The sequence below is a fragment of the Mycolicibacterium novocastrense genome, from assembly GCF_001570485.1.
Classification (GTDB): Bacteria; Actinomycetota; Actinomycetes; order Mycobacteriales; family Mycobacteriaceae; genus Mycobacterium; species Mycobacterium novocastrense.
Genome location: NZ_BCTA01000096.1, coordinates 45,257 through 65,018 on the forward strand (window position 1 = coordinate 45,257; position 19,762 = coordinate 65,018).

Sequence of the window (19,762 nt, forward strand, 5' to 3'; positions counted from 1 at the left end):
ATGGCGGGCGACCTGGACGACCGCGGTCATGGTGACGGCCGCTCGGTTGCTCGGGGCGGTCTGCCTCAGCGTTTGTGACCGGTCGCGCTACAGGTGATCTCAGCGCGGTGCGGTGACCACGAGTTCGTGATCTCCGGCCGCCCAGGCGGATTCGAACACGTCGGTGGTCACGTGCTCGCCCTTGGTGTCGTCGCCGCCGCTGTCGCCGAGGTAGACGGCGTCGTTGTCGTAATCGATGGCGGCGACGGTGACCAGGTGACCGCATCCCGTCCGATCGCCGTCACCATCCCAGATGGTGTTGGAATTCACGCACACAATCGCCTGCCGTCCGTCACCCAAATAGTCCGCCAACGCGTCCATTCCGGTGGCGAGGCCACCCTTGGCGGCGGTGTCGTCGTTGGTGTAGTCGGCTTTGATTCCGTAGTGCTTGAGCAGGAGCAGAAGGTCGGTCGTGCAGGTGCCGTGTCCGACACCGCCGTCACTGGGGTCGATGCTCTCGTCATACACCGGTTCACCCGGGTCGCATTCGCTCGGAGTCTTGGCCGCGAGATCGATGATTTCCCGTTCGGTGGGCGGTGCTCCGGTGATCTCGCCGACCACCATGCGGGTGGCCATCAACCCGCAGTCGCTTTCGGTCTGTTGCTCCCAGTAGTGGAGGGCGGCCGCAGGATCTCCATAGACGCCGCCGGTGATCTCGGGTTGGCCATCGCCGTCCTCGTCTTTGACGATCGGTTGACCCTGTTGGTCTTCTGGTTTCGCCTCGGCTTGTTGAGCCGTCGTTGATTCGTCGGCTGTGGCCACCGGCGAGTCGTCGGGCTCTGTGCCTCCACCGCAGGCGGCCCCGGCAACGATGGTCAGACTGGCGATTACGGTTGCGGCGAAGGCCTTCCGGCTTCTTTCGCTTCGCTGGCGAAGTGGCACCTCGCGAAGTTAGCAGACGCCTGTGGGTTTCCTGGGCATTATTGACGCGCCTGTCGCGGACCTCGAGGGAACCCTCCGCAAACTGCAACGACCTCATAGATCCGGGCGCACCCCGCGGGAGAGGTGGAAATCATCACGCGGTGCCGCGCGGTGGTTACCGATCGTCCATCGACAGCGCGGCCATCCGTAAATAGAGGATCGCTGGGCCAAGCCATCGAGCGACGAAGCCACGCAGTGCGGCGCCCTCGCGGATCGGCTGCCCAGGATCGGGCAGCGTGGATTGCACTGTGCACAAGGTCATTTCGGCGAATTCTTCGAGAGCGGTGCTGTCGAAGCCGTGAAGCTGCCAATCGACGTCGAGCTGATGGAAGAAAGACAGGCAGAATGACTTCGCCGTGTCGGAGGCCAACGAGGTGATCGCTTCGCCGTCCTGTCGCCGGGCCAGTCGGCCCTCCAGCTGAGGATCGCCGTGACCGGGTCGTTGACACCCCTGACGTGATCGACGACCTGATCGATGAAACCATCCACGGCACGCATCGCGCTGGCGATGAGTAACGCGTCAGCATTGGGAAGTAGCGGTACACCGTTCGCCATGTCGCAGGGCTGGTGACCCGTTTCTGGGCTACCACGCCCCCTCGATAAGGTGCCTCCGGCCATTGACTCAACAGGCTTGTCGGCAACCTTGCGGAAGTCGCCTCGATATTCGGTCGCGGGCGGAGAATCGATTTATGTCCACTGCGATTTGGATTGTGGTTGCGGTATTCGCGGTCGGGGCTGTCGCCGGTGGGTTACTGCGGATCCGCGCCTGGTTGCAGAAGCCCGCACCACCGGAGGTGATCGAAGCCGCGCACCGTGACGACGAAGAAGGAGACTGACGGTCACGACTCAAGTAAATCGGTGGGCTTACCAATGTCGTTGTGCCCCGAGGACCGGGAGGCGCAGCCTGAATGCTCTTTGGCCTGCCGGCTTGTCAAACTCACGAACCGCCAGGATTAACATCGTTACATGTAACGTTCCGGCATGGCTGCGAGGGGAGAGGGTCAGCGAGTGTCGCGCGCGGATGCGAGAAGTGGGCCTGCGGCCGCTACAGGTCTGGTGCCGGGGGGCGCAGTCGAATACGGCGAAACTTTTCTGGTGACACGCTCTGTTCGCAGTCGTCGGGGGAGTGGCTGTCCGAGACCGGCGTGAACGCCGTGGTTTCTGCCGCGGTATGAGCAGTGCGACCGAACTAATTTAGTATCGCCCGCGCTGCGCGCTCTGCGATCAGCATGACCGGGGCGTTGGTGTTCCCGGAAGTGATGGTGGGCATCGCCGAAGCATCGGCCACCCGCAGGCCCGCGATGCCAAACACGCGACAGTCGGTGTCGAGCACCGTGGCGGCCGACCGTGGGATACCGCGTGCATCAAAGGCACCCATCGCGCAGGTGCCCACCGGATGGAAGATGGTGGTGCCCAATTCACGTGCGGCCGTCAGGAGGTCTTCGTCGCTGACCAGTTGCGAGCCGGGAAGCATTTCTTCCGGACAGTAGCGGGCTAGAGGAGGGGCGGCCATGATGTGCCTCGTCATCCGAAGGCCGCGCACGGCGACTTCACAGTCAGCATCAGTGGACAGGTAGTTGCAGCTGATCTTCGGGTGGGTCAGCGGATCTGCATCGACCAGACGCACGTGGCCCCGCGAGGTGGGTCGCAGGTTGCAGACCGAGGGAGTGATGGCGCCGAAGGGGTGCAGGGGTTCCCCGAATTTCGGCAACGACAACGGCTGCACATGCCACTCCATATCCGGGCTGGCCGACGCGGGGTCACTCTTGGCGAAAGCCCCCAGTGTGGACGGCGGCATCGTCAACGGCCCTGATCGCAGCAGCAGGTACTGAATTCCCATGCCCGCCCGGGTGATCCAATTTCGGTACAGCGTGTTGACGGTTCGCGCACCCCGAACGCGGTAGACCGTTCGAAGCTGCAGATGGTCTTGGAGGTTTCCGCCGACTCCTGGCAGATCAACAACCACCGGCACGTGATGCTGGGTGAGCAAACCGGCCGGGCCCAACCCCGAGACCTGCATCAGGTGAGGGGAGCCGATCGCACCGGCGCTCAGAATCACCTCTCGGCGGGCCCGGGCGTCGACGATCTGGCCGTCTTTGAGCAGCCGCACGCCCGTAACCCGGTTCCGGGCCGTGGTCCAGGCGCCGCGACGCTGATCCTCGCGGACCTGATCGTCCATCAGCAACTGTAGAGCCTGAGTCTTCGTGTAGACGGTGAGATTGGGGCGGTGAGTGACGGGGTGTAGGAAGGCATCGGCCATCGACCATCGCCGGCCGCGTCGTTGATTGACATGAAAGTAGGCGCTCCCGGAGTTGTCACCCCGGTTGAACTCGTCGATGGGCTCGATACCCACCTCGGCAGCGGCAGCCTGCCAGGCGTCAAGAATCTTCCAGCGCACACGCGGCCGCTCGACCCGGATCTCGCCTGTAGCGCCGTGCCAGTCGTCGGCTCCGCCGAAGTAGTTTTCCAACTCTTTGTAGATCGCCAGTGTCTCGCCGGGACGATCTGGGCCGCCCCAAAGCCAGCGCTCGTCTCCGGTGGCTTGCGCCCACAACTCGAAATCGCTTGCTTGCCCGCGCATGTGAATCATGGCGTTGATCGACGAGCAACCGCCAATCACGCGGCCGCGTGCGTAGATGATGCTGCGGCCGGCCAGGCCCGGATCGGGTTCGGTGGTGAAGCACCAGTCGGTGCGGGGGTTGGCAATGGTGTACAGATAGCCGACCGGCACCTTGAGCCAGAACCAGTCGTCTTTGCCGCCGGCCTCGACCAACAGCACGCGGTGATCAGGGTTGGCGCTGAGCCGGTTGGCGAGCAGACAGCCCGCGCTGCCCGCTCCCACGATGATGTAGTCGTATTCGGCCACGGGTCATAGTGTGCGTGATGACGGGGCCCGGCAGGCGCATTACCCCAACCTCGGAGTTGAGTTCGCACACCTTGGGCGGCTATCGCGTTATGCGGCAATAACTATGGCACTGCGAGCAATCGAGCATGACCGGTTGTGTGATCTGACGGGCCCACTGGTGTAACAGCCTGGGGTGGGGCGAATCGCTCACAGCTCAGGGAGGTTATGAGGGCTTGCCTTCGGCGGGACGGTCGGTCTCGGCCAGGTGGTCCAGGACTCGTTCGTTGAGCGTGGCGAGCATGTCGAGCTCGGCCGGGGTGAAGAGATCGATGAAGTTCCGACGGACGTCCTCCACGTGCCCGGGGGCCGCCTTCTCGATGGCGGCGCGGCCGGCGGGCAGAAGGCGGACCATGGTGCTGCGGGCGTCGTCGGGGTTGGGCTCGCGGCTGATAAGTCCGTCGGCCTGCATACGCCGCAACTGGTGGGAGAGACGGCTTTTCTCCCAACTCAGGGCTTCGCCCAGGTCGCGGGCGGACATGCGGTCCCCGTCGTGGCCCGAGAGCGCGGCCAGGACCTCGTAGTCGGCCCCGGATAGGCCCGATTTCTTCTGCAGGTTCCGGATCAGTCGGAGCTCGATTTGTTGATGCGAGTAGATGAAGGCACGCCAAGCGCGGTCTTCACGGGCGTTCAGCCAGTTCGGTTTCATCGACCTTCATCCTACCCAATTGGTTGACGCGTCAGCCAAAGTTACATAAGGTTGAGACATCAACCTTTTTGCTTGTCAACCGAGACGGAATATCTCATGATCAGAATCAGCATCATCGGCGTGGGGAATATGGCCAGAGCGTTGGCCGAACGGGCGCTCGCGGGCGGTAACGCAGTCGAAATCATCGGCCGTGATCCGGTGAAAACGAGGGAACTGGCTGCCGCGCTCGACGGCGCGGCGGTCGGGACGGCCGGAGCCGTCCCGGCAGGGGACATCGTTGTCCTCGCCATGCCGCACGCCAGCGCGAAGGCGGTGGTCAGCGAGTACGGGGCCGCGCTACAGGGCAAGGTCATCGTCGACATCACCAACCCCGTCACCCCCGACTTCACAGGCTTTATCACTCCCGAGGGCAGTTCCGGCGCGCAGGAGATCGCCAAGGCCGCCCCCGCCGGCGCGCACGTCGTCAAAGCGTTCAACACCCTTTTCTCCAACGTCCTGGCGGCCGACTCAGTCGAGGGTCGCCGGTTGGACGTCTTCATCGCCGGCGATGACACGCAGGCAAAGGCACGCGTGTCGGAGTTCGTGGAGAGCCTGGGATTGCGCCCGATGGACGCCGGGCAGCTGCCAATGGCACGGACATTGGAGAACGTCGCCCTGATGCAGCTGGGCCTCATGACCCACTCCGTCAAGCACACCAACTTCGCCCTCGGCGTCAGCATCCTCGGCTGATCGCACCCGCACCAGCCTTCCTACCCACCCTCAGAAGGGCAGTCACATGCGCGTTTTCGTCACTGGCGGGACCGGCCATTCCGGTTCATACATCATCCCCGAACTCATCGCCGCCGGGCACCAGGTCACCGGCCTGGCCCGGTCGGACGCAGCCGCGGCGACCCTCACCGCGCTCGGCGCGAAGGTGCGGCGCGGCAGCCTCGAGGATCTCGACGGGCTCAAGAAGGCGGCCGAAGACTCCGACGGCGTCATCCACGTCGCGCACCGGCAAGACCTCCTTCCCTCCGGTGGCATCGACGCCGTGACCGCCGCGGAGGTCCCAGTCATCCTCGCGTACGGCGAGGCCCTCGCAGGAACCGGAAAGCCACTGGTCGCGGCGGGCAGTATGGCCGCGCCCGGAAACCTGGGCCGACCGGTCACCGAGGAGGACCCGGCACTTCCCGGCGGCGACGAGCACAAAGGCACCCTGCGGTTCCGCAACGCCGTGGAGACTGCTGTCGTCGGCCTGGCCGAGCGGGGAGTGCGGTCGTCGATCGTGCGACTTCCCACCATCGCGCACAGCACGACCGATCGCGCAGGATTCCTCCCAGGGCTGATCGCGCTCGCGCAGGAGAAGGGCTACGCCGGCTACCCCGGAGATGGCGAGAACCTCTGGGGCGCAGTGCACATTCGCGATGTCGCCTCCTTGTTTCGCTTGGCGCTGGAGAAGGGTTCGGCCGGCAATCGTTGGCACGCGGTCGCGGACGGGAGCATCCCGTTCCGCGAGATCGCCGAGGCCATCGGTAGCCGCCTAGGCCTGCCCACCGTCAGTGTGCCCGTCGACGTGCTGATGCTGCCGGCCTACTTCGGGATGTTCACGATTCTGGTCACGATGTCCGTGCCAGCGTCCAACGTCATCACGCGCCGAACCCTTGGCTGGGAACCCGTTGAGCCCAGCCTGCTCGCCGATTTGGACAACGGCAATTACTTCTCAGGCCGGCTGACGGCCTAAGCGCGTCAACAGAATTTGCCTAGGAAGAGTAGCCGTGAGCATGCTCGCCCCTCACCGCGACACCTTGAAGTGCTTCGTCGACTGCATTCACGGCGGCGCAGACGAAAATACCCTCACCCATCTGCTTGCCGAGGGTGTGGTGCTGCACGGCCCGTTCGCCGATGAGCTAATCACCGGCCGCAAGGCCGCCGTAAAGACCATCAAGACGGTCAACAGACTGTCGTCCGATGACACCTACCTGGAGGTCCTCAGCGGCGAGACCCACCACGCCGCGCACTTCCGGTTGCAAGTCGGGGATGCCGCAGTCAACGGCATCTTCTTCGTCCTGCTCGACGCGAACGGCAAGATCGCCGAAGTGAGCATCTTCTACCGCACGCTGCAGTCGGGCGTCGCTCTGCAGCGGAACCTCGCAGATGCCATTGGCATGCAGCCCTGGGAACTGCGCACGGATGGGGGTGAGGCCGTTTCCACTGAACATCGGGTGGCGCAACAGGTTTGCGATCCCACGGATTACTAGCCACACACGTACGCATCAACTCAGATCGGTGTAAGTAACACCGACACAATCGAATGAATGGAGACATCGTGGGAAAGCTCGATGGCAAGGTCGCGGTAATCACCGGCGCGACAAGTGGTATGGGGCTGGCTGGTGCCAAGTTGTTCGTAGACGAGGGAGCCCACGTCTTCATTTCGGGCCGACGGAAGGACGCGGTGGACCTCGCGGTCGAACAAATCGGACGGAATGTGACAGGCGTGCAGGGAGATTCGTCCGACCTAGACGATCTGAACCGGCTGTTCGACACGGTCGAACGGGAAAAGGGTGCGATCGATGTGCTGTGGGCAAGTGCCGGCACGGGGGAGCAGAGCAGGCTCGGCGAAACCACCGAAGAGCAGTTCGATGCTGCCTTCTGGCTGAACGCGCGTGGCACATTCTTCACGGTCCAGAAGGAAGTTCTCAGCGGCAAGACGCACCACGCCGCGTACTTCCGGCTGGAGATTGAAGGCACCGTGGTCGACGGGATGGACTACATGCTGCTCGACGAGGACGGCAGGATCGCCGAGGTGACCATCTGGTGGCGCCCGTTGCCGACCGGCGTCCAGATGCAAAGTCATCTCGCTCGTCTCCTGGGCATGCCGTCCTGGAAACTGCTTACAGATGGGGAAATTCGCGCATCGAGTTAGCCGCTTCAGGCCGTTGGCCTCAAGCCTTTGGTCGAATCATCTGCAGGCACCAGGCGAGTAGCCTAACTTGACATAATGTGGCTTATCGGCGTTTGAATAACCAGGTCGGATGTGGATGCCGGAGTGCATGGCTCGGCCACGACCGGCGGGCACCAGAACTCGACCCGTTCACGCCACGCGCTCCGCCCGCCGACTCCCTTAACGGGTTGATTCCGTGCATCAGGTAGGTGCGATCAACCCGTTAGTGACGTCGCCACCAAGGCAGCCATCAACTAAGTCACTCCGCGGCGTCGACCGCCGGTCCGACTGACATCGACGGCCCCCGGCTTCCCGGCTAGCGCACATCATTTCGTCACTGTGACGAAATGCTACGGTGTCGCTGCGCCCCGTAAGACGCTCACTACGAGTCGGTTTCGGCACTACGACGGATTTGTCCGTTCTCATTGATTCTGGGGCATTCTCATTGAATCTGGGGTAAGTGCGTGTCTTTCTCATTGAATCTGGGGCACGAGGCTTAGCGTTTATGTGTGCTGACGTCGGCTGTTTCGGCTGGGCCAGGTGTAGCGAGTGCAGTGGACTTGGAGTTCAACACCCGCGAGGGATGCACGCGGCAATCGCTGGACCGATGTGCTGCAACCCGGTTTGAGTTGGACTGTTCACCAGTGCGGAATTTCCCCTCGTTTCGAGGTCAGCGTAACTTTCCCGGGCTGTGGTGGTTCGCCACAACCGGCGCACATGTAGGTCACGAGTCCTGGGTAGAACGTGACCAGTTGATGGCGTTGGATGCCGATCCGGATGTTGTTGGTGTTCTGTCGCAACCATTTTGGATTCATTGGCGTGACGGCACGCGGCATGCTCCTGACTACTTCGTGCGGCGCCGCGATGGATCTGTCGTCGTAGTCGACGTTCGTGAGGACGACCGGATCTCTGACGCTGATCGGGACGTGTTCGATCGGTCTGCCGCCACGTGCGCGATGGTCGGTTGGGATTACCTGCGTGTCGGTTCCCTCGATCCAGTGCTGCGGGCGAATCTACGTTGGTTGTCGGGTTATCGGCATCCGCGAGTATTGAAGATCGGTTTGGCTGATCAACTGGCGGAGGTCTTCGCTCGGGTCCGTCCGTTGATGGCTGGTGTGCACGCGGTCGGGACTCCTTTGGTGGTGCTGCCCGTACTGTTTCATCTGCTCTGGCACGGCCGTTTAGTTGCCGATCTGCAAGGAGCGGCACTTGGCGACGACACGGCGATTGGCCTCGGGACCGGGTGGTGACCTGACGTGCGAACGGGTGTCGTCCGAGAGGGAGACGAAATCCGTTTATCAGCAGGTGTTTTCACCGTCGTAACCCTGTCGGGCGGATCAGCTCGACTGGTTGACGCTGTCGGCGAGCAGATTGTGGTGCCGCTCTCGCAGCTGATGGTTGATCCGGCATTGGAATTGGTGTCGGGGTCGCGACCGCCACTGTGTTCTGAGGAAATGCTGGCTGGCATTCCCGAGGCAGCCGTCGAGCAAGCACGGTGGTGGGAGCGCCACATCGTGGAGATCCTCAGCGGCCGCCCGCCTGGGACGGCCGCGGGCATTCGTCCCCGCCCAGAGTTCGACACGGCGAAACGATCTCTGCGGCAGCGTGAGCTGGCCAAGTTGGACGAGCTGCGTGCCGCCGGCCACGACGTGAGTCGGAATGCGTTGCAGCGTCGCCGATTTGCCTACGAACGGGACGGGCTCCTGGGAGTGGTTGACGGGCGCCATAATCGGCGGCGCGCGGTATTCGGCCGTGTGGACGACCGTGTCGTCGCCGCGGTGCGGGATGCGATCGAGGGCGAGACCGACCTGTCAACGGGAACGGTGCAGCGTCTGCAACGGCGGGTCGCCAAGACGCTGGTGGCCACCTATGGTGCCGACGACGCGCCCGCGATGCCGTCGCAGCCCACCTTCTACCGGCTGGTCAAGCGCCTCGCGGAAGGACGGCACACGTTCGGGTCAGCACGGACGCGGCGATCGCTGTCCAAGCAGCCCGATGGCCCATTCGGGTCGATCACCGTGGTGCGCCCCGGCGAGATGGTGGAAATCGATTCAACCCTTCTGGATGTACGGGTAGTGCTCGATGACGGCATGGTAGACCGAGTCGAGCTGACTGCGATGGTCGACAACGCTACGCGGTCCATCCCGGCCGCGGTGCTGCGACCGACGACCAAAGCAGTGGACGCGTCACTGCTCTTGGCGCGGGCATTGACGCCCGAACCGATGCGCCCGGGATGGGCCGATGCGCTGCGGATGTCCCGGTCGGTACTTCCGCACCACAGCCTGACCAGTGTCGATCAGCGCCTGGCCGATGCTGCGGCCAGGCCGGTGATCGCTCCCGAGACGATCGTCTGCGATCACGGGAAAGCGTATCTGTCCCAAACATTTCGGCAAGCGTGCTGCACATTGGGGATCAATCTGCAGCCGGCTCATCCCGACTGCCCGACCGATAAGCCGAAGATCGAGCGGACATTGCAGTCGGTGGGCACCCTGTTCGCACAGTACGTGGCCGGTTACGTCGGTTCATCGGTGGAGCGGCGTGGGAAAAACGCCGAGGACGACGCGGTGTGGTCGATGATTGAGCTGCAGGCGCTGCTGGACGAGTGGATCATCGCGGTGTGGCAGAACCGCCCCCACGATGGCCTGCGGGATCCGGTGACGCCGGGGAAAGCGTTGTCTCCCAACGAGAAATACACTGCCCTCGTTGAGGTGGCTGGCTATGTACCGGTCCCACTGGACGCCGACGACTATATCGAATTGCTTCCCGTGCAGTGGCGCACAATCAACAGTTACGGGGTCCGGATCAACCATCGCACCTATGACGCCAAGGCGCTCAACCCATACCGGCGCCAGCATTCCGGGGTCGATGCCCGTAACGGACAGTGGGAAGTGCACTACGACCCGTATGACGTGTCGAGGATTTGGGTGCGCAATCACCACGAAGACGGATGGCTGGCCGCGACGTGGACGCACCTTCGGTCCTCGCCGGTGCCGTTCGGCGAGACACTGTGGCGCCACGCCCGCTCCGTAGCCGACCGCAGAGGGGCCCAGAAGACCCAGGAAGCGGAGATTGCGGCCATCGCGGAGGACTTGCTGGACCGCGCCGCCGCTGGGCCGCAGCAGCAGACGAAAGCCGAGCGCCGAGTGACTGGACGGACCAGCGCCGCGAGCGCCGGCCGGGACTGGCCGGACCCGACGGAATCATCCGAACATCATGGCCCGTCACCGTCGGAACGGGCCGCCGACAACGAGACTTTCGACGATGACGGCGAGATGGCGGAGGTCATACCCCTGCCGGTGTTTGATGCACGCAAGGAGGCCCAAACGTGGCGACTGTGACCGAGATTGCGGCGGTGGGTCAGTTAGAGGATCGCCGCCAGCCGACCACGACGCTGGAGGGCTGGCGGCGTTTTGTTGATGCCGATCCGCCGGAGTTCACGTTGCTCGCCGACGACGAGTGGGCCAGCCTCGGTGAGGACGAGCGGACGGCCTACAACGAGGCCCGGGTTGCGCATCATTCGGAGCTGGTGGTGGTCACCACGTCGGCGATCGAAGCGATCACCCATCAGGGCCGGCTGTTGACATTGCTCAACCAGCGCGAGATCGGGGCCCGGCGCGGGCTGATCATCTCCGGCGGGGCAGCGACGGGGAAAACTACGGCGATCAAGCAACTGGGTCGGTTTCACGAATTGCGCACCCGTGCACGGTTTCCCGGCGATGAGAGCCGGATTCCGGTGGTGTATGTGACGGCCCCGCCGAAAGGGTCGCCCCGCAAGTTGGCGATGGAGTTCGCACGGTTTCTGGGGCTTCCCACGCTCAATCAGCGGATGAACGTGACCGATATTTCCGATGCCGTGTGCCAGGTGCTCATCGATGCCCGTACCGACATCGTGGTGGTCGATGAAATCCACAACCTCAACCTCGACACCCGCGCCGGCGAAGAACTGTCCGACCACCTCAAATACTTCACCGAGCATCTGCCTGCGACATTCGTTTACGCCGGGATCGAAGTGGAACGCTCGGGGCTGTTCACCGGCACGCGGGGACGGCAGTTGGCCGGCCGTTGCGGGGTGATCCACACCAGCGCATTCCCCGACGCCAAGGAGTGGCGACAACTCGTCGCCGCCATGGAAGGTACCTTGCGTCTGCATCGACACGAACCGGGAAGCCTTGTCGCCCAGGCCCGTTACCTGCACCGCCGCACCGGCGGGATGATCGGCAGCCTGGCCCACTTGATCCGGGCTTCAGCAATCCAAGCGATGCTCGACGGCACCGAGCACATCACCCGCGAGGCCATGGACGATATTTTGATCGACTACGCCGCCCACACGGCCGCGGCCCGCACGGCCAGCTGACGTGGCAACTGTCAGGCCGTGGCCGCGCGGACCACGCCAGCGGCTCCCGCGAACGATCGCACCGTTCCGTTGGGAAGCCGTATCGTCCTACATCGACAGGCTGGCCCGCGCCAACCATATCGGCGTCTCCACACTGCGCGGCCATGTCGCCGAATCATGCGCAGCCCGGCCGCGACCGGACTGGTTGGCCGTCGTCAGCGGCCAACCTGAGCAGGTAATCCGGTCCCGTCTCTGCGGGCTTGCTGGCGACCCCACCGCGCTCAAGCAATATCTCCGCCGCCCTTTGTGTCAAAGATGTATGGCACGCAAGGGAATACACGAACCCGTCTACTGCTACCTGCCTGCACATGTCTCCGTATGCCACCGTCACCGACGCTGGATCGGTTCACCAACGCGCGTTCTTGACGACCAGGTGGATCTTCGTGACCGGCCCACGGTGCTCAGTGCCGGGCGCACGCATCGGCGCTTGGCCCGTCAGTATTCAGAGGTCGACCTTCATGACGCCTTGGGCGACGCCCGCCACATCCTGGTCTTCTGGGCTCACGCAGAGCGTCACGTGGCGGCGGGGATTCTGCAGAATGGCCTAGAAGCGCACGTGGTGGCCTACCCCGATGTGATCGCCGTAGCCGCAACATTGCTCACAGCTCGCCCTCGGGTTGAACAGCCCAGGACGCCAACGGAACCCGCCTGGCCGACGCTACTGCTCGACCGCATCAACGAACGCACCGGCGCCCACCATGCCGACGCCACCCCCGTCGAGCAATGGGCGCAGTACCGACGCCTATTCGCCACTGCCGTATTGACGACACGCTCAGACGGCGCAGAACTGGCGTGTCGCGCTTAGGGGTCGGCAGTCTTGAATGTGCCTTATCAGTAAGGCACTTGTGGTGTGCATCTGACTGTGTCCGACGGTTGTATCTATCGGCTTTCTAATCGTTAGGGACAGTGGTATCTGGCTGGGTGTATCGGCCGGTGAATCATCACCGGCGGCGCTGCTTGCCGGTGATTGGCCGGCGGTGGGTGGTCCAGTACGCGGCCACCGCGCTGACCACCACAGCGAAGGCGGCAATGACGCTGGCCGGGAGGGCGTGGTCCTGCAGCCATCCGGTCGCGGTGGCCGACCAGCCGGTGAGCAGGTTGCCGCCGCTGGCGGTGTGCCCGGTGGCCGCGGGCAGCCAGTACCACGCGAGGTAGGCGCCGGTGGCGATGAGGACAACGGCGGTGACGCGGGTCCCGTGGCGGGCGAGGATACCCAGATGCCGGGTCAGGGCCGTGCCGGCGATGGCGGTGCCGACGCTGACCAGCATCAAGATGGTGGCGGCACCGGCTGTGTATGCGGTGAACACTGCCAGCAGACCGCCCCATCCGCTGGTGGCCTGGGCCTGGGCGATCACCGCGAGCAGTACCCCGAAGGTGCAGGACAGTGACGCCAGGGCGTAGCCGATTCCGGCCGCGAGCACACCACCGGCTGTTGGGGAGTCCGGCCGATGACGCGTCCGGGCAGGCATACGCAGACCGATGGTGCGGCCGGTGAGCATGAAGCCGCCCAAGATGGCCAGGGTGAGCCCGATCGTGATCCCGAGCCAGGGAGCAGCCGTCACCAGGGTCCGGGCACCGGCACTGATCGCGATACCGGCGAGGGTGAGGGTGCCGGTGAACCCGATGGTCAGGACGGCCCCGGTGCGCAGTGCCCGGGCCAGCCGCACGAGCACCGCATCGGTGCCGCCGGTGGCGATGGTGCCGGTGATCCACGCCGGTAGCAGCGCGAACCCGCAGGGGTTGACCGGGGCGAGCATGCCAGCGGTAAACGCGAGCGCGAGCAGGTTCACCGTGCGGCGCTGCTGCCGAGGGCGGCCAGGATCTGATCCTGGGACGGGGCGTGGCCGCGGTAGCTGATCTGCCCGGACGGGTCGATGACGAGGGCGGTGGTCGGCGCGGTCACCTGGTAGCGGCTGGTCAGGGCCCCGTTAGTATCGACGACCGCGGGCAGGCTGGTGCCGCCGATCTGGTCCAGGAAGTGGCGAACATCGGCGGGTTTCTCGGTGGGGACGATGTCGACGGCTAGGAACTTGGCGCTGCCTCCGGCTTTCTCCACGGCCGCCCGAGCAGCGGCCAGGGATTTACCGCCGCCGACGCATTCGCCGCACCCGTAGGAGAAGAACAGGATCGCGGTCGGGGCGGCAGCGGGCAGTTCGACGGTTTTGCCGTCCACCGTGGTCAGTGTCGCCGCCGTCGCCTGGGTTGTGGCGTTGGCGTGTGGCGGTGAGGTCGGATTGCTGGTTGTGGCCGATTGGCCGCACGCGGTCAGCGCGCCCGCTGCCAGCATCACAGCCGTAACGCCCGCCCACCTGTGGGGTGTAAACGAACGCGTTTCAGACATTGTCGATGCTTCCTTTCGTCAGGTCGTCGAGCGTGTGCGTCGCGGGTGAATGGCTGTCGGCGGGACAGCAGTGATCGCCGCGTTGACCGCGGCGGGCGAAGGCGACCACAGCCGCCAGCAGCAGCGCGACGGCTGCCCCGATGACCCATGGATTCTCGAGCAGTCCACACACGGCGGCGAGCGCGCCGCCGGCGATCAGGACTGGCGCGGCGCAACACAGGGCCGTCACCAGCACCGCTGCCGCACCCAGCAGCACGGGATTTCTTCGTGGACGTTGATTCATTGATTTCTCCTCATCAGGTTGGGTGCGGCTGGTCAGCTGCAGCAGCCGGGGTGGGCAGTTGGCGGGGTATGGAGCTGGGTAAGGATTTGTGTGGTCAGGGCTGCGCCGAGTTGGTGGGCCTCAGCGACGCTGACGATCTGACCTTCGGGGTGCTCGGCGAGCCACGGCGCGGCGTCCTGCGCGCAGGTGAAGTAGTGCACCTGGTTGCAGAATGAGGACCGGATCGAGGTGAGGTCGTCGGGGTTGACCAGCGAGACCACCGCGGTCTCGGGCTGCACGCTGGTGACACCGTTTTCGCCGACCGAGACCCTGATCGGGTGCCCGCTGACGGGTGATTCGGATTCGATGCTGGCGGGCCGGTCCAGGATGGTGGGAAAGATGAGGGTGTCCAGGGCGCACCAGGTGTAGAGCTCTTGGCCGGCCACGGTGAATCGGTGGCGGGTCGGGCGCAGGGTCAGGCCCTGGCCGACGATGCGGCCCTGCTCGTCGTATTCGGTGTCGGGTACCGCGGCCAGACGCCGGGTCACCTCGTCAACCGGGAGGCCGACGGCCGCGGCGAGCGCCTCCACGGTGACCGGCTCGCCGGCGGCGAGCAGCCGCAGCAACGGCACCAGCATCGTCGGGTCGAGCCCGGACTCTTCCGGAATGGTCAGGCGGTCAAGGAAATTGGGCATCAGGAACCTTTCGAGTGAGCCATGCGTCAGGATGCGCAGCAGGACAGTCGGGACATATCGGCGCTGAAGGACTGGGCGGCGATTTTGATGCCTTCGGCCATGGTCAGATACGGGGCCCAGGACCCGGCGACCTGGTCGACGGTCATCGCGGCGTCGAGGATGTAGACCGCGGCGGCGGCGATCTCGCCAGCATCCTTGGCGACGGCGGTGATGCCGTGGATGCGGCCGGTGCCGGCGTCGGCGACGAGTTTGATGAAACCGCGGGTGTCTCGGTTGACCACCGCACGCGGCACATGTTTTAGCGGCAGCACCCGGCAGTCGCACCGTGTCCCGGCGGCGAGGAGCTCGGCCTCGGTCGTCCCGGCCGCACCGACCGCGGGGCTGGTGAACGTCACGCGGGGCAGATGGCGGTAGTCGACCCTGCGGCCGGCGTCGGTGAAGATGTTGTCGGCGACCATCGCGCCGTGATGGGCGGCGACGTAGACGAACTCGCGGTGCCCGGTCACGTCGCCGGCCGCCCAGATCCGTGGGTTCGACGACTGCAGCCCGTCGCTCACCACGACCTCGTTGTTCTCGCCGGTTTTGACCTGCACCGCTTCGAGATTCAGGCCGTCGGTGTTCGGACGGCGGCCGGTGGCGACGAGGACTTTCGCGGCACGGAACTGCTGCGTTCCGCCGGTGATGGTCGCGGTGACCGTGACCTGATCGTCGGCCTGCTCGACCTCGCTCACCGTGGCGCGGCGCACCACCCGGATGCCGTCGTCGGCGAACACCTCCAGCAGCGCCATGCCGACTTCCGGCTCTTCCTTCGATGCCAGCGTGGAGCGGACCAGCACCGTCACCGTTGACCCGAGCCGGGCGAACAGTTGCGCCTGCTCCAACGCGACGTAGCCGCCGCCGATCACCAGCAGCGACTCCGGGACCTCGGTGACTTCCATCGCGGTGGTCGAGGTCAGGTAGGCGACGCCCTCGAATGCGGGCGGGATGACTGGGTTCGCGCCGGTGGCGATCAGGTAGTGCTCGGCCTCGATGGTGGCATCGCCGACCTCGATGACGGGCGCGTCCGGGGTTCCGGCGAACCGCGCTTGGCCCTGAATGCGCTGCCAGCCATACGATTCGGCCACGTTGAGGTACTTCTCTGAGCGCAGCGACTCCACCAGATCGTGCGTGCCGGCGATCAGGGCCGCCATGTCCACCGGGCCGGCCGTGGTGGCGATCCCCGGGAACCGGGCAGTGTCGGCTGCGGTATGCCGGGCCTCGGCCGCTGCGATCAGGGCCTTTGACGGCACGCAGCCGGTGTTGACACACGTGCCACCGAAGATGCCGCGCTCGATCATGACGACGGACTTGCCGAGCGCGGTAGCGCGGATCGCCGCGGCCATCGCCGCGCCGCCGGAACCGATGACCGCGAGGTCCAATCCCTGACTCATGCACCCATCCTTGACCTTCAAGTAGGCTTGAAGGTCAAGTGTTCTGAGGAGACATCGTGAGAATCGGGAAGCTCGCCGAGGCGACCGGGGCCACCACCGCGACGCTGCGCTACTACGAAGACGAAGGCCTGCTCCCGCCCGCCGAACGTTCCCCGGCGGGGTATCGCGACTATGCCGCCGACACGATCGCCCGGGTCGGCTTCATCCGACGGGGACAGGCCGCCGGGTTCAGCCTCGCCCAGATTCGGCAGATCCTCGACATCCGTGACAGCGGCCACGCGCCGTGCACGCACGTGCGCGACCTGCTCGACATCCGACTGACCGACCTCGACGAGCAGATCAGCGCACTGGTGGCACTGCGCGAGACCATCGCCCGGCTGCGGCAGGGCGCCGAAAGCGTCGACCCGGAATCATGCAGCGCCGATGACGTATGTCGATACCTCTAGGAGCCACCTCCGTGGCACCGGAGGCATGTATTTCGTCAAGTCCGTTGACCCCGGCAGTCGTCATGAATTTCCGCCCCACTGGAGGTCGTTGGTGCGCGGGAGCGCGGGGCCTGCTGAGCAGTAGGCTCACCCGATGCGGTGGGATTTCACTCGAAGCTGGTCGCATTGGCCGTGCTGAGCCCAGCCACACTCGTTCAGGCGATCGCCACCTTCGCCATCACCAATATCGACGACATCGTGGTCCTCGCGGTGATGTTCGGCCAGGCGCCCGGTCATCGTGGCGCAGCCATCCGAGTGACCGCCGGTCAGTACCTCGGCTTCACCGCCATCTTGGCAGTTTCGGTCGGCGGCGCACTCCTGGGTGCCACGCTGCTTCCTCCAGCCGCACTGCCGTACTTCGGGCTGCTGCCCATCGTGTTGGGGCTGCGGGCGGCATGGCTGGCCTGGCGGGATCGCCGCACCCAACCGGCGCCGACCGATGATCCCGCAACACTGTTGACGCCTGGCACCTGGCAGGTCGCAGTCATCACCTTCGCCAACGGCGGCGACAACATCGGCGTGTACGTTCCGATCTTCGCCGTCTCAACGATCGCCACCATCGGTGTTTACATCATCGTGTTCCTCATCGGTGTGGCCATCTGGTGCGCGGCCGGCCGATATTTCGCCTCCCACCCGATCATCGCCAAAGCACTCTCACGCTGGGGCCACATCGTTCTGCCCGTTGCACTGATCACAATCGGGGCCCTCATCCTCATCAAAGGCGGAGCGTTCGCCCTCTAGCTCGGAGCAACTTCACCACTCAGGGCCAGGAGGCGCTCCTGCATCGGCATGTGTTGGCGTTCAACCACTTTGGTGATGTCCCGGCCCGTATCCGCTATGACAATCTAAAACGGGCGGTGGCCAAGGTGCTCAAAGGCCGCAGCCGGCACCCGAACTACCAACACGAGCGAGCGCACCACAGAATCATGATCGTGTGTCACGAGAGACACGATCACAGTAGTTATACCGAAGACGTACCCGAGCCAACGGAATCGACAGGAGACCATTCCGGCTACCCTGCTGCGCTCGCAGCCGGGCGCGGAAGCAGGGTTGCCCCAGATTCAATGAGAACGGACAGGATTGAGGTGCTCTCGTAGCGCCGGGCATTGGCTCTCGAAGAAGTGACGAGCAACCCAGCCTTGGGTGCGGACAGATCGAAACCATGGAAGGCGCCTGGCACAGTTTCCGACCACACCACCCGACACGTCGCCGGTCCCCCGCTTCGCTTCCCGGCCGACGATATTTTCGTCACGTGACAAATAGCGCGCTCCCCGGCGGCGCCGCCCTGTCCATCGGGCGAATCGTTCATGGCAAAGACCGGACAACCCGGTCACTGTGCGGGATCGTTGTCACATGAGCCCCAAGGTTCCCACCCCGAAAGAAATCAGAGAGGCCGCACAGGCGGCCGCTGAGACCGCTCAAACGGTCGCCACCGAGGCGATGCGCATCCCGCCCGCATCGCTCCAGATGATGGCCCAAGTACCGGATCTCATCGAGAACATGGCCGCGGCCACGGAGCGTCTCAATGCGGCGATCGACCGCGCGGAACGCTATCTCGCACTGGCCGATCCGATGATCCGGACCATGGACGCGATCGTGCCGCAACTCGAGGCGCTGATTGCCACCGGCAACGACGTCTACAACGCCGTCGGCCGAATCCCCGGCGTTGCGACAGTGGGCCGGTTCGCGTCTCGAACGTCGACCCAGCCGTCAGACAAGAAGCCTTCCGGCGGACGCACCCGCAAGAAGCCCTGACAACGCCGCACCGCCGGTCACTCGTAGTTGATCTCACCCCGCGGGAACGGCCGCCCTCGAAAGTCGATCTGCGCGGCCGGGTTCGCGACCGCGGTCACCATGCCGGATCCGAATGGACCCCGCCGGTCGAACAGCGTCGCCGTGCCGACAGAGATTCCGTCGGCGACCCAATGCGAATCACCCTGCACCATGATCCAGTCGTCGAGCGGCAAGCGCGACAACGCCACCGTGAGGTCACCGTTGATATAGCCGATTCCCTCGGTGCCCAGGTTGGTCACCAGACTCGTCGACTCTGATACATTGACCGCCCTGACGAACGGTGAGACCGGTTCTCCAGCAACGATGTTCGGGCTCGTATAGAAGAACTGCTTTCGGGAAGTGTTCTGATGAGCCTCCGGCGATCGCGTCCAACCGCCCTCATCGCTACCGATGAACGGTACGAGTTCCCCATCCGGAGTCGGCAACTGCGGCGTATCGACCGGCGCGGTCCACTCCTCCCCGGGCGGCGCGACCGATCGTCGGTATTGCACCAGCGTGGCACGTGCGACCGGCCGACCGTCCTGCACCACTTCACATTCCGCGTTCCGCACCCGGCGGCCGTCACGAATCACCCGGACCTCGACGGTCGTCGGTAGGTTGCGCGCCGCCCGAAACAGGTCGACGGTAATTCGCGTCGGCATGAACTCCGGAGAACCGCAATCCTTCTCGAGCGCCTGCGCGGCCAACCCGACGATGGCCGGGCCATTGAGGTGATCGCTGCCCCAGTGGCTCTGGGCGAAGATCGACGGCATGAATGCGCCGTCTGCCGTCGGCGTGAAATACGCGGGATCAGTGCTCATCTGCGGATCCTCGCACAAGGCTTCGGGCGCGCCTCAGCTAGCCTCGATCTTTCGTGAGTGAGGCAGTGACTGGTCGCTGGGGTTGTTGTCGTGTCGGTATTTCTTGGGCCATGGGTGGCCACCGGCGCTGT

General features: G+C 64.7%; 22 protein-coding genes and 1 pseudogene. 13 read left to right on the forward strand and 10 right to left on the reverse strand.

Translation table 11 applies throughout. From position 1 onward, the window contains the following. Positions 1-99 precede the first annotated feature (99 nt). Both RMCN_RS29155 and RMCN_RS29160 read right to left on the reverse strand, forming a co-directional pair. On the reverse strand, positions 100-801 hold the full coding sequence (locus RMCN_RS29155) for a C39 family peptidase (protein WP_067396600.1): 702 nt from the start codon (positions 799-801) through the stop codon (positions 100-102). A 274-nt stretch (positions 802-1,075) separates the two neighbouring features. Then, positions 1,076-1,517: pseudogene (locus RMCN_RS29160) on the reverse strand (TetR family transcriptional regulator); the annotation flags it as partial. A 132-nt stretch (positions 1,518-1,649) separates the two neighbouring features. On the opposite strand from RMCN_RS29160, the gene RMCN_RS29165 reads away from it, so the two are divergent. Both RMCN_RS29165 and RMCN_RS32175 read left to right on the forward strand, forming a co-directional pair. Continuing rightward, positions 1,650-1,796 (forward strand): hypothetical protein, encoded by a 147-nt coding sequence (locus RMCN_RS29165; RefSeq protein WP_110765968.1) that lies wholly within the window; start codon positions 1,650-1,652, stop codon positions 1,794-1,796. 92 nt (positions 1,797-1,888) lie between these two features. Next, the gene (locus tag RMCN_RS32175; RefSeq protein ID WP_165604493.1) at positions 1,889-2,059 is read left to right on the forward strand and encodes an antitoxin MazE-like protein; all 171 of its coding nucleotides are present in this window, start codon (positions 1,889-1,891) and stop codon (positions 2,057-2,059) included. A 90-nt stretch (positions 2,060-2,149) separates the two neighbouring features. Here RMCN_RS32175 and RMCN_RS29175 read toward each other — a convergent pair whose 3' ends face one another. Together RMCN_RS29175 and RMCN_RS29180 are read right to left on the reverse strand one after the other, a co-directional pair. After that, the gene (locus tag RMCN_RS29175; protein ID WP_067396604.1) at positions 2,150-3,826 is read right to left on the reverse strand and encodes a GMC family oxidoreductase; all 1,677 of its coding nucleotides are present in this window, start codon (positions 3,824-3,826) and stop codon (positions 2,150-2,152) included. A gap of 202 nt (positions 3,827-4,028) precedes the next feature. Next, positions 4,029-4,511 (reverse strand): MarR family winged helix-turn-helix transcriptional regulator, encoded by a 483-nt coding sequence (locus RMCN_RS29180; RefSeq protein ID WP_067396606.1) that lies wholly within the window; start codon positions 4,509-4,511, stop codon positions 4,029-4,031. A 96-nt stretch (positions 4,512-4,607) separates the two neighbouring features. Here RMCN_RS29180 and RMCN_RS29185 point away from each other — a divergent pair, with 96 nt between their 5' ends. The 8 genes from RMCN_RS29185 to RMCN_RS31735 all read left to right on the forward strand — a co-directional run bounded on the left by RMCN_RS29185 (position 4,608) and on the right by RMCN_RS31735 (position 12,629). Beyond that, positions 4,608-5,240: an NADPH-dependent F420 reductase gene (locus RMCN_RS29185; RefSeq protein WP_067396608.1), complete on the forward strand. Its 633-nt coding sequence runs from the start codon at positions 4,608-4,610 to the stop codon at positions 5,238-5,240. A 46-nt stretch (positions 5,241-5,286) separates the two neighbouring features. Next, the gene (locus RMCN_RS29190; RefSeq protein WP_067396610.1) at positions 5,287-6,231 is read left to right on the forward strand and encodes an SDR family oxidoreductase; all 945 of its coding nucleotides are present in this window, start codon (positions 5,287-5,289) and stop codon (positions 6,229-6,231) included. Positions 6,232-6,271: 40 nt separating this feature from the next. After that, complete coding sequence (locus RMCN_RS29195) at positions 6,272-6,748, forward strand: hypothetical protein (protein WP_234787829.1); 477 nt, start codon at positions 6,272-6,274, stop codon at positions 6,746-6,748. Positions 6,749-6,816: 68 nt separating this feature from the next. Then, the gene (locus RMCN_RS31730) at positions 6,817-7,413 is read left to right on the forward strand and encodes an SDR family NAD(P)-dependent oxidoreductase (RefSeq protein ID WP_165604494.1); all 597 of its coding nucleotides are present in this window, start codon (positions 6,817-6,819) and stop codon (positions 7,411-7,413) included. Positions 7,414-7,940: 527 nt separating this feature from the next. After that, on the forward strand, positions 7,941-8,681 hold the full coding sequence (locus RMCN_RS29205; RefSeq protein ID WP_011894084.1) for a TnsA-like heteromeric transposase endonuclease subunit: 741 nt from the start codon (positions 7,941-7,943) through the stop codon (positions 8,679-8,681). A gap of 123 nt (positions 8,682-8,804) precedes the next feature. Continuing rightward, positions 8,805-10,769, forward strand: a complete 1,965-nt coding sequence (locus RMCN_RS29210; RefSeq protein WP_005148662.1) for a TnsB C-terminal domain-containing protein — start codon at positions 8,805-8,807, stop codon at positions 10,767-10,769. Beyond that, complete coding sequence (locus tag RMCN_RS29215; protein ID WP_005148661.1) at positions 10,757-11,785, forward strand: TniB family NTP-binding protein; 1,029 nt, start codon at positions 10,757-10,759, stop codon at positions 11,783-11,785. The genes RMCN_RS29210 and RMCN_RS29215 overlap by 13 nt, the downstream gene beginning before the upstream one ends. Positions 11,786-12,197: 412 nt before the next feature. After that, positions 12,198-12,629: a hypothetical protein gene (locus RMCN_RS31735; protein WP_225503056.1), complete on the forward strand. Its 432-nt coding sequence runs from the start codon at positions 12,198-12,200 to the stop codon at positions 12,627-12,629. A gap of 136 nt (positions 12,630-12,765) precedes the next feature. Here RMCN_RS31735 and RMCN_RS29225 read toward each other — a convergent pair whose 3' ends face one another. Genes RMCN_RS29225 through merA form a run of 5 tightly spaced genes read right to left on the reverse strand, consistent with a single transcriptional unit; the run spans position 12,766 to position 16,552 of the window. Continuing rightward, complete coding sequence (locus tag RMCN_RS29225; protein ID WP_005148659.1) at positions 12,766-13,614, reverse strand: cytochrome c biogenesis CcdA family protein; 849 nt, start codon at positions 13,612-13,614, stop codon at positions 12,766-12,768. Further along, complete coding sequence (locus RMCN_RS29230) at positions 13,611-14,165, reverse strand: TlpA family protein disulfide reductase (protein WP_005148658.1); 555 nt, start codon at positions 14,163-14,165, stop codon at positions 13,611-13,613. Before RMCN_RS29230 ends, RMCN_RS29225 begins: the two co-directional genes overlap by 4 nt. Continuing rightward, on the reverse strand, positions 14,158-14,448 hold the full coding sequence (locus RMCN_RS29235; RefSeq protein ID WP_005148657.1) for a mercuric ion transporter MerT: 291 nt from the start codon (positions 14,446-14,448) through the stop codon (positions 14,158-14,160). Before RMCN_RS29235 ends, RMCN_RS29230 begins: the two co-directional genes overlap by 8 nt. 32 nt (positions 14,449-14,480) lie before the next feature. Further along, positions 14,481-15,122, reverse strand: coding sequence for an organomercurial lyase MerB (merB, locus tag RMCN_RS29240; protein ID WP_005148656.1), 642 nt, complete (start codon positions 15,120-15,122; stop codon positions 14,481-14,483). 26 nt (positions 15,123-15,148) lie between these two features. Continuing rightward, positions 15,149-16,552 carry a mercury(II) reductase gene (gene merA / locus RMCN_RS29245; RefSeq protein WP_005148655.1) on the reverse strand — a complete coding sequence of 468 codons (1,404 nt, stop codon included), beginning with the start codon at positions 16,550-16,552 and terminating at the stop codon, positions 15,149-15,151. 56 nt (positions 16,553-16,608) lie between these two features. Between merA and RMCN_RS29250 the strand changes: the two genes are divergently transcribed. The 3 genes from RMCN_RS29250 to RMCN_RS29260 all read left to right on the forward strand — a co-directional run bounded on the left by RMCN_RS29250 (position 16,609) and on the right by RMCN_RS29260 (position 18,792). Continuing rightward, on the forward strand, positions 16,609-16,998 hold the full coding sequence (locus tag RMCN_RS29250; RefSeq protein ID WP_005148625.1) for a heavy metal-responsive transcriptional regulator: 390 nt from the start codon (positions 16,609-16,611) through the stop codon (positions 16,996-16,998). Between the two features lie 138 nt (positions 16,999-17,136). Next, positions 17,137-17,778 carry a cadmium resistance transporter gene (locus tag RMCN_RS29255; RefSeq protein WP_079481877.1) on the forward strand — a complete coding sequence of 214 codons (642 nt, stop codon included), beginning with the start codon at positions 17,137-17,139 and terminating at the stop codon, positions 17,776-17,778. Between the two features lie 612 nt (positions 17,779-18,390). Continuing rightward, entirely contained in the window at positions 18,391-18,792 is a 402-nt protein-coding gene (locus tag RMCN_RS29260) for a hypothetical protein (RefSeq protein ID WP_064413230.1), read from the forward strand. Positions 18,793-18,809: 17 nt separating this feature from the next. On the opposite strand, the gene RMCN_RS29265 is transcribed toward RMCN_RS29260, so the two are convergent. Continuing rightward, the gene (locus RMCN_RS29265; RefSeq protein WP_067396622.1) at positions 18,810-19,631 is read right to left on the reverse strand and encodes a thioesterase family protein; all 822 of its coding nucleotides are present in this window, start codon (positions 19,629-19,631) and stop codon (positions 18,810-18,812) included. Between the last annotated feature and the right edge of the window lie 131 nt (positions 19,632-19,762).

Excerpts from the sequence above, each read along its gene's own strand:
- RMCN_RS29165 (WP_110765968.1), top strand. The coding sequence starts at position 1,650 with ATGTCCACTGCGATTTGGATTGTGGTTGCGGTATTCGCGGTCGGGGCT.
- RMCN_RS29180 (WP_067396606.1), bottom strand. The coding sequence starts at position 4,511 with ATGAAACCGAACTGGCTGAACGCCCGTGAAGACCGCGCTTGGCGTGCC.
- RMCN_RS29185 (WP_067396608.1), top strand. The coding sequence starts at position 4,608 with ATGATCAGAATCAGCATCATCGGCGTGGGGAATATGGCCAGAGCGTTG.
- RMCN_RS29190 (WP_067396610.1), top strand. The coding sequence starts at position 5,287 with ATGCGCGTTTTCGTCACTGGCGGGACCGGCCATTCCGGTTCATACATC.
- RMCN_RS29195 (WP_234787829.1), top strand. The coding sequence starts at position 6,272 with ATGCTCGCCCCTCACCGCGACACCTTGAAGTGCTTCGTCGACTGCATT.
- RMCN_RS29230 (WP_005148658.1), bottom strand. The coding sequence starts at position 14,165 with ATGTCTGAAACGCGTTCGTTTACACCCCACAGGTGGGCGGGCGTTACG.
- RMCN_RS29235 (WP_005148657.1), bottom strand. The coding sequence starts at position 14,448 with ATGAATCAACGTCCACGAAGAAATCCCGTGCTGCTGGGTGCGGCAGCG.
- merB (WP_005148656.1), bottom strand. The coding sequence starts at position 15,122 with ATGCCCAATTTCCTTGACCGCCTGACCATTCCGGAAGAGTCCGGGCTC.
- merA (WP_005148655.1), bottom strand. The coding sequence starts at position 16,552 with ATGAGTCAGGGATTGGACCTCGCGGTCATCGGTTCCGGCGGCGCGGCG.
- RMCN_RS29260 (WP_064413230.1), top strand. The coding sequence starts at position 18,391 with ATGAGCCCCAAGGTTCCCACCCCGAAAGAAATCAGAGAGGCCGCACAG.
- RMCN_RS29265 (WP_067396622.1), bottom strand. The coding sequence starts at position 19,631 with ATGAGCACTGATCCCGCGTATTTCACGCCGACGGCAGACGGCGCATTC.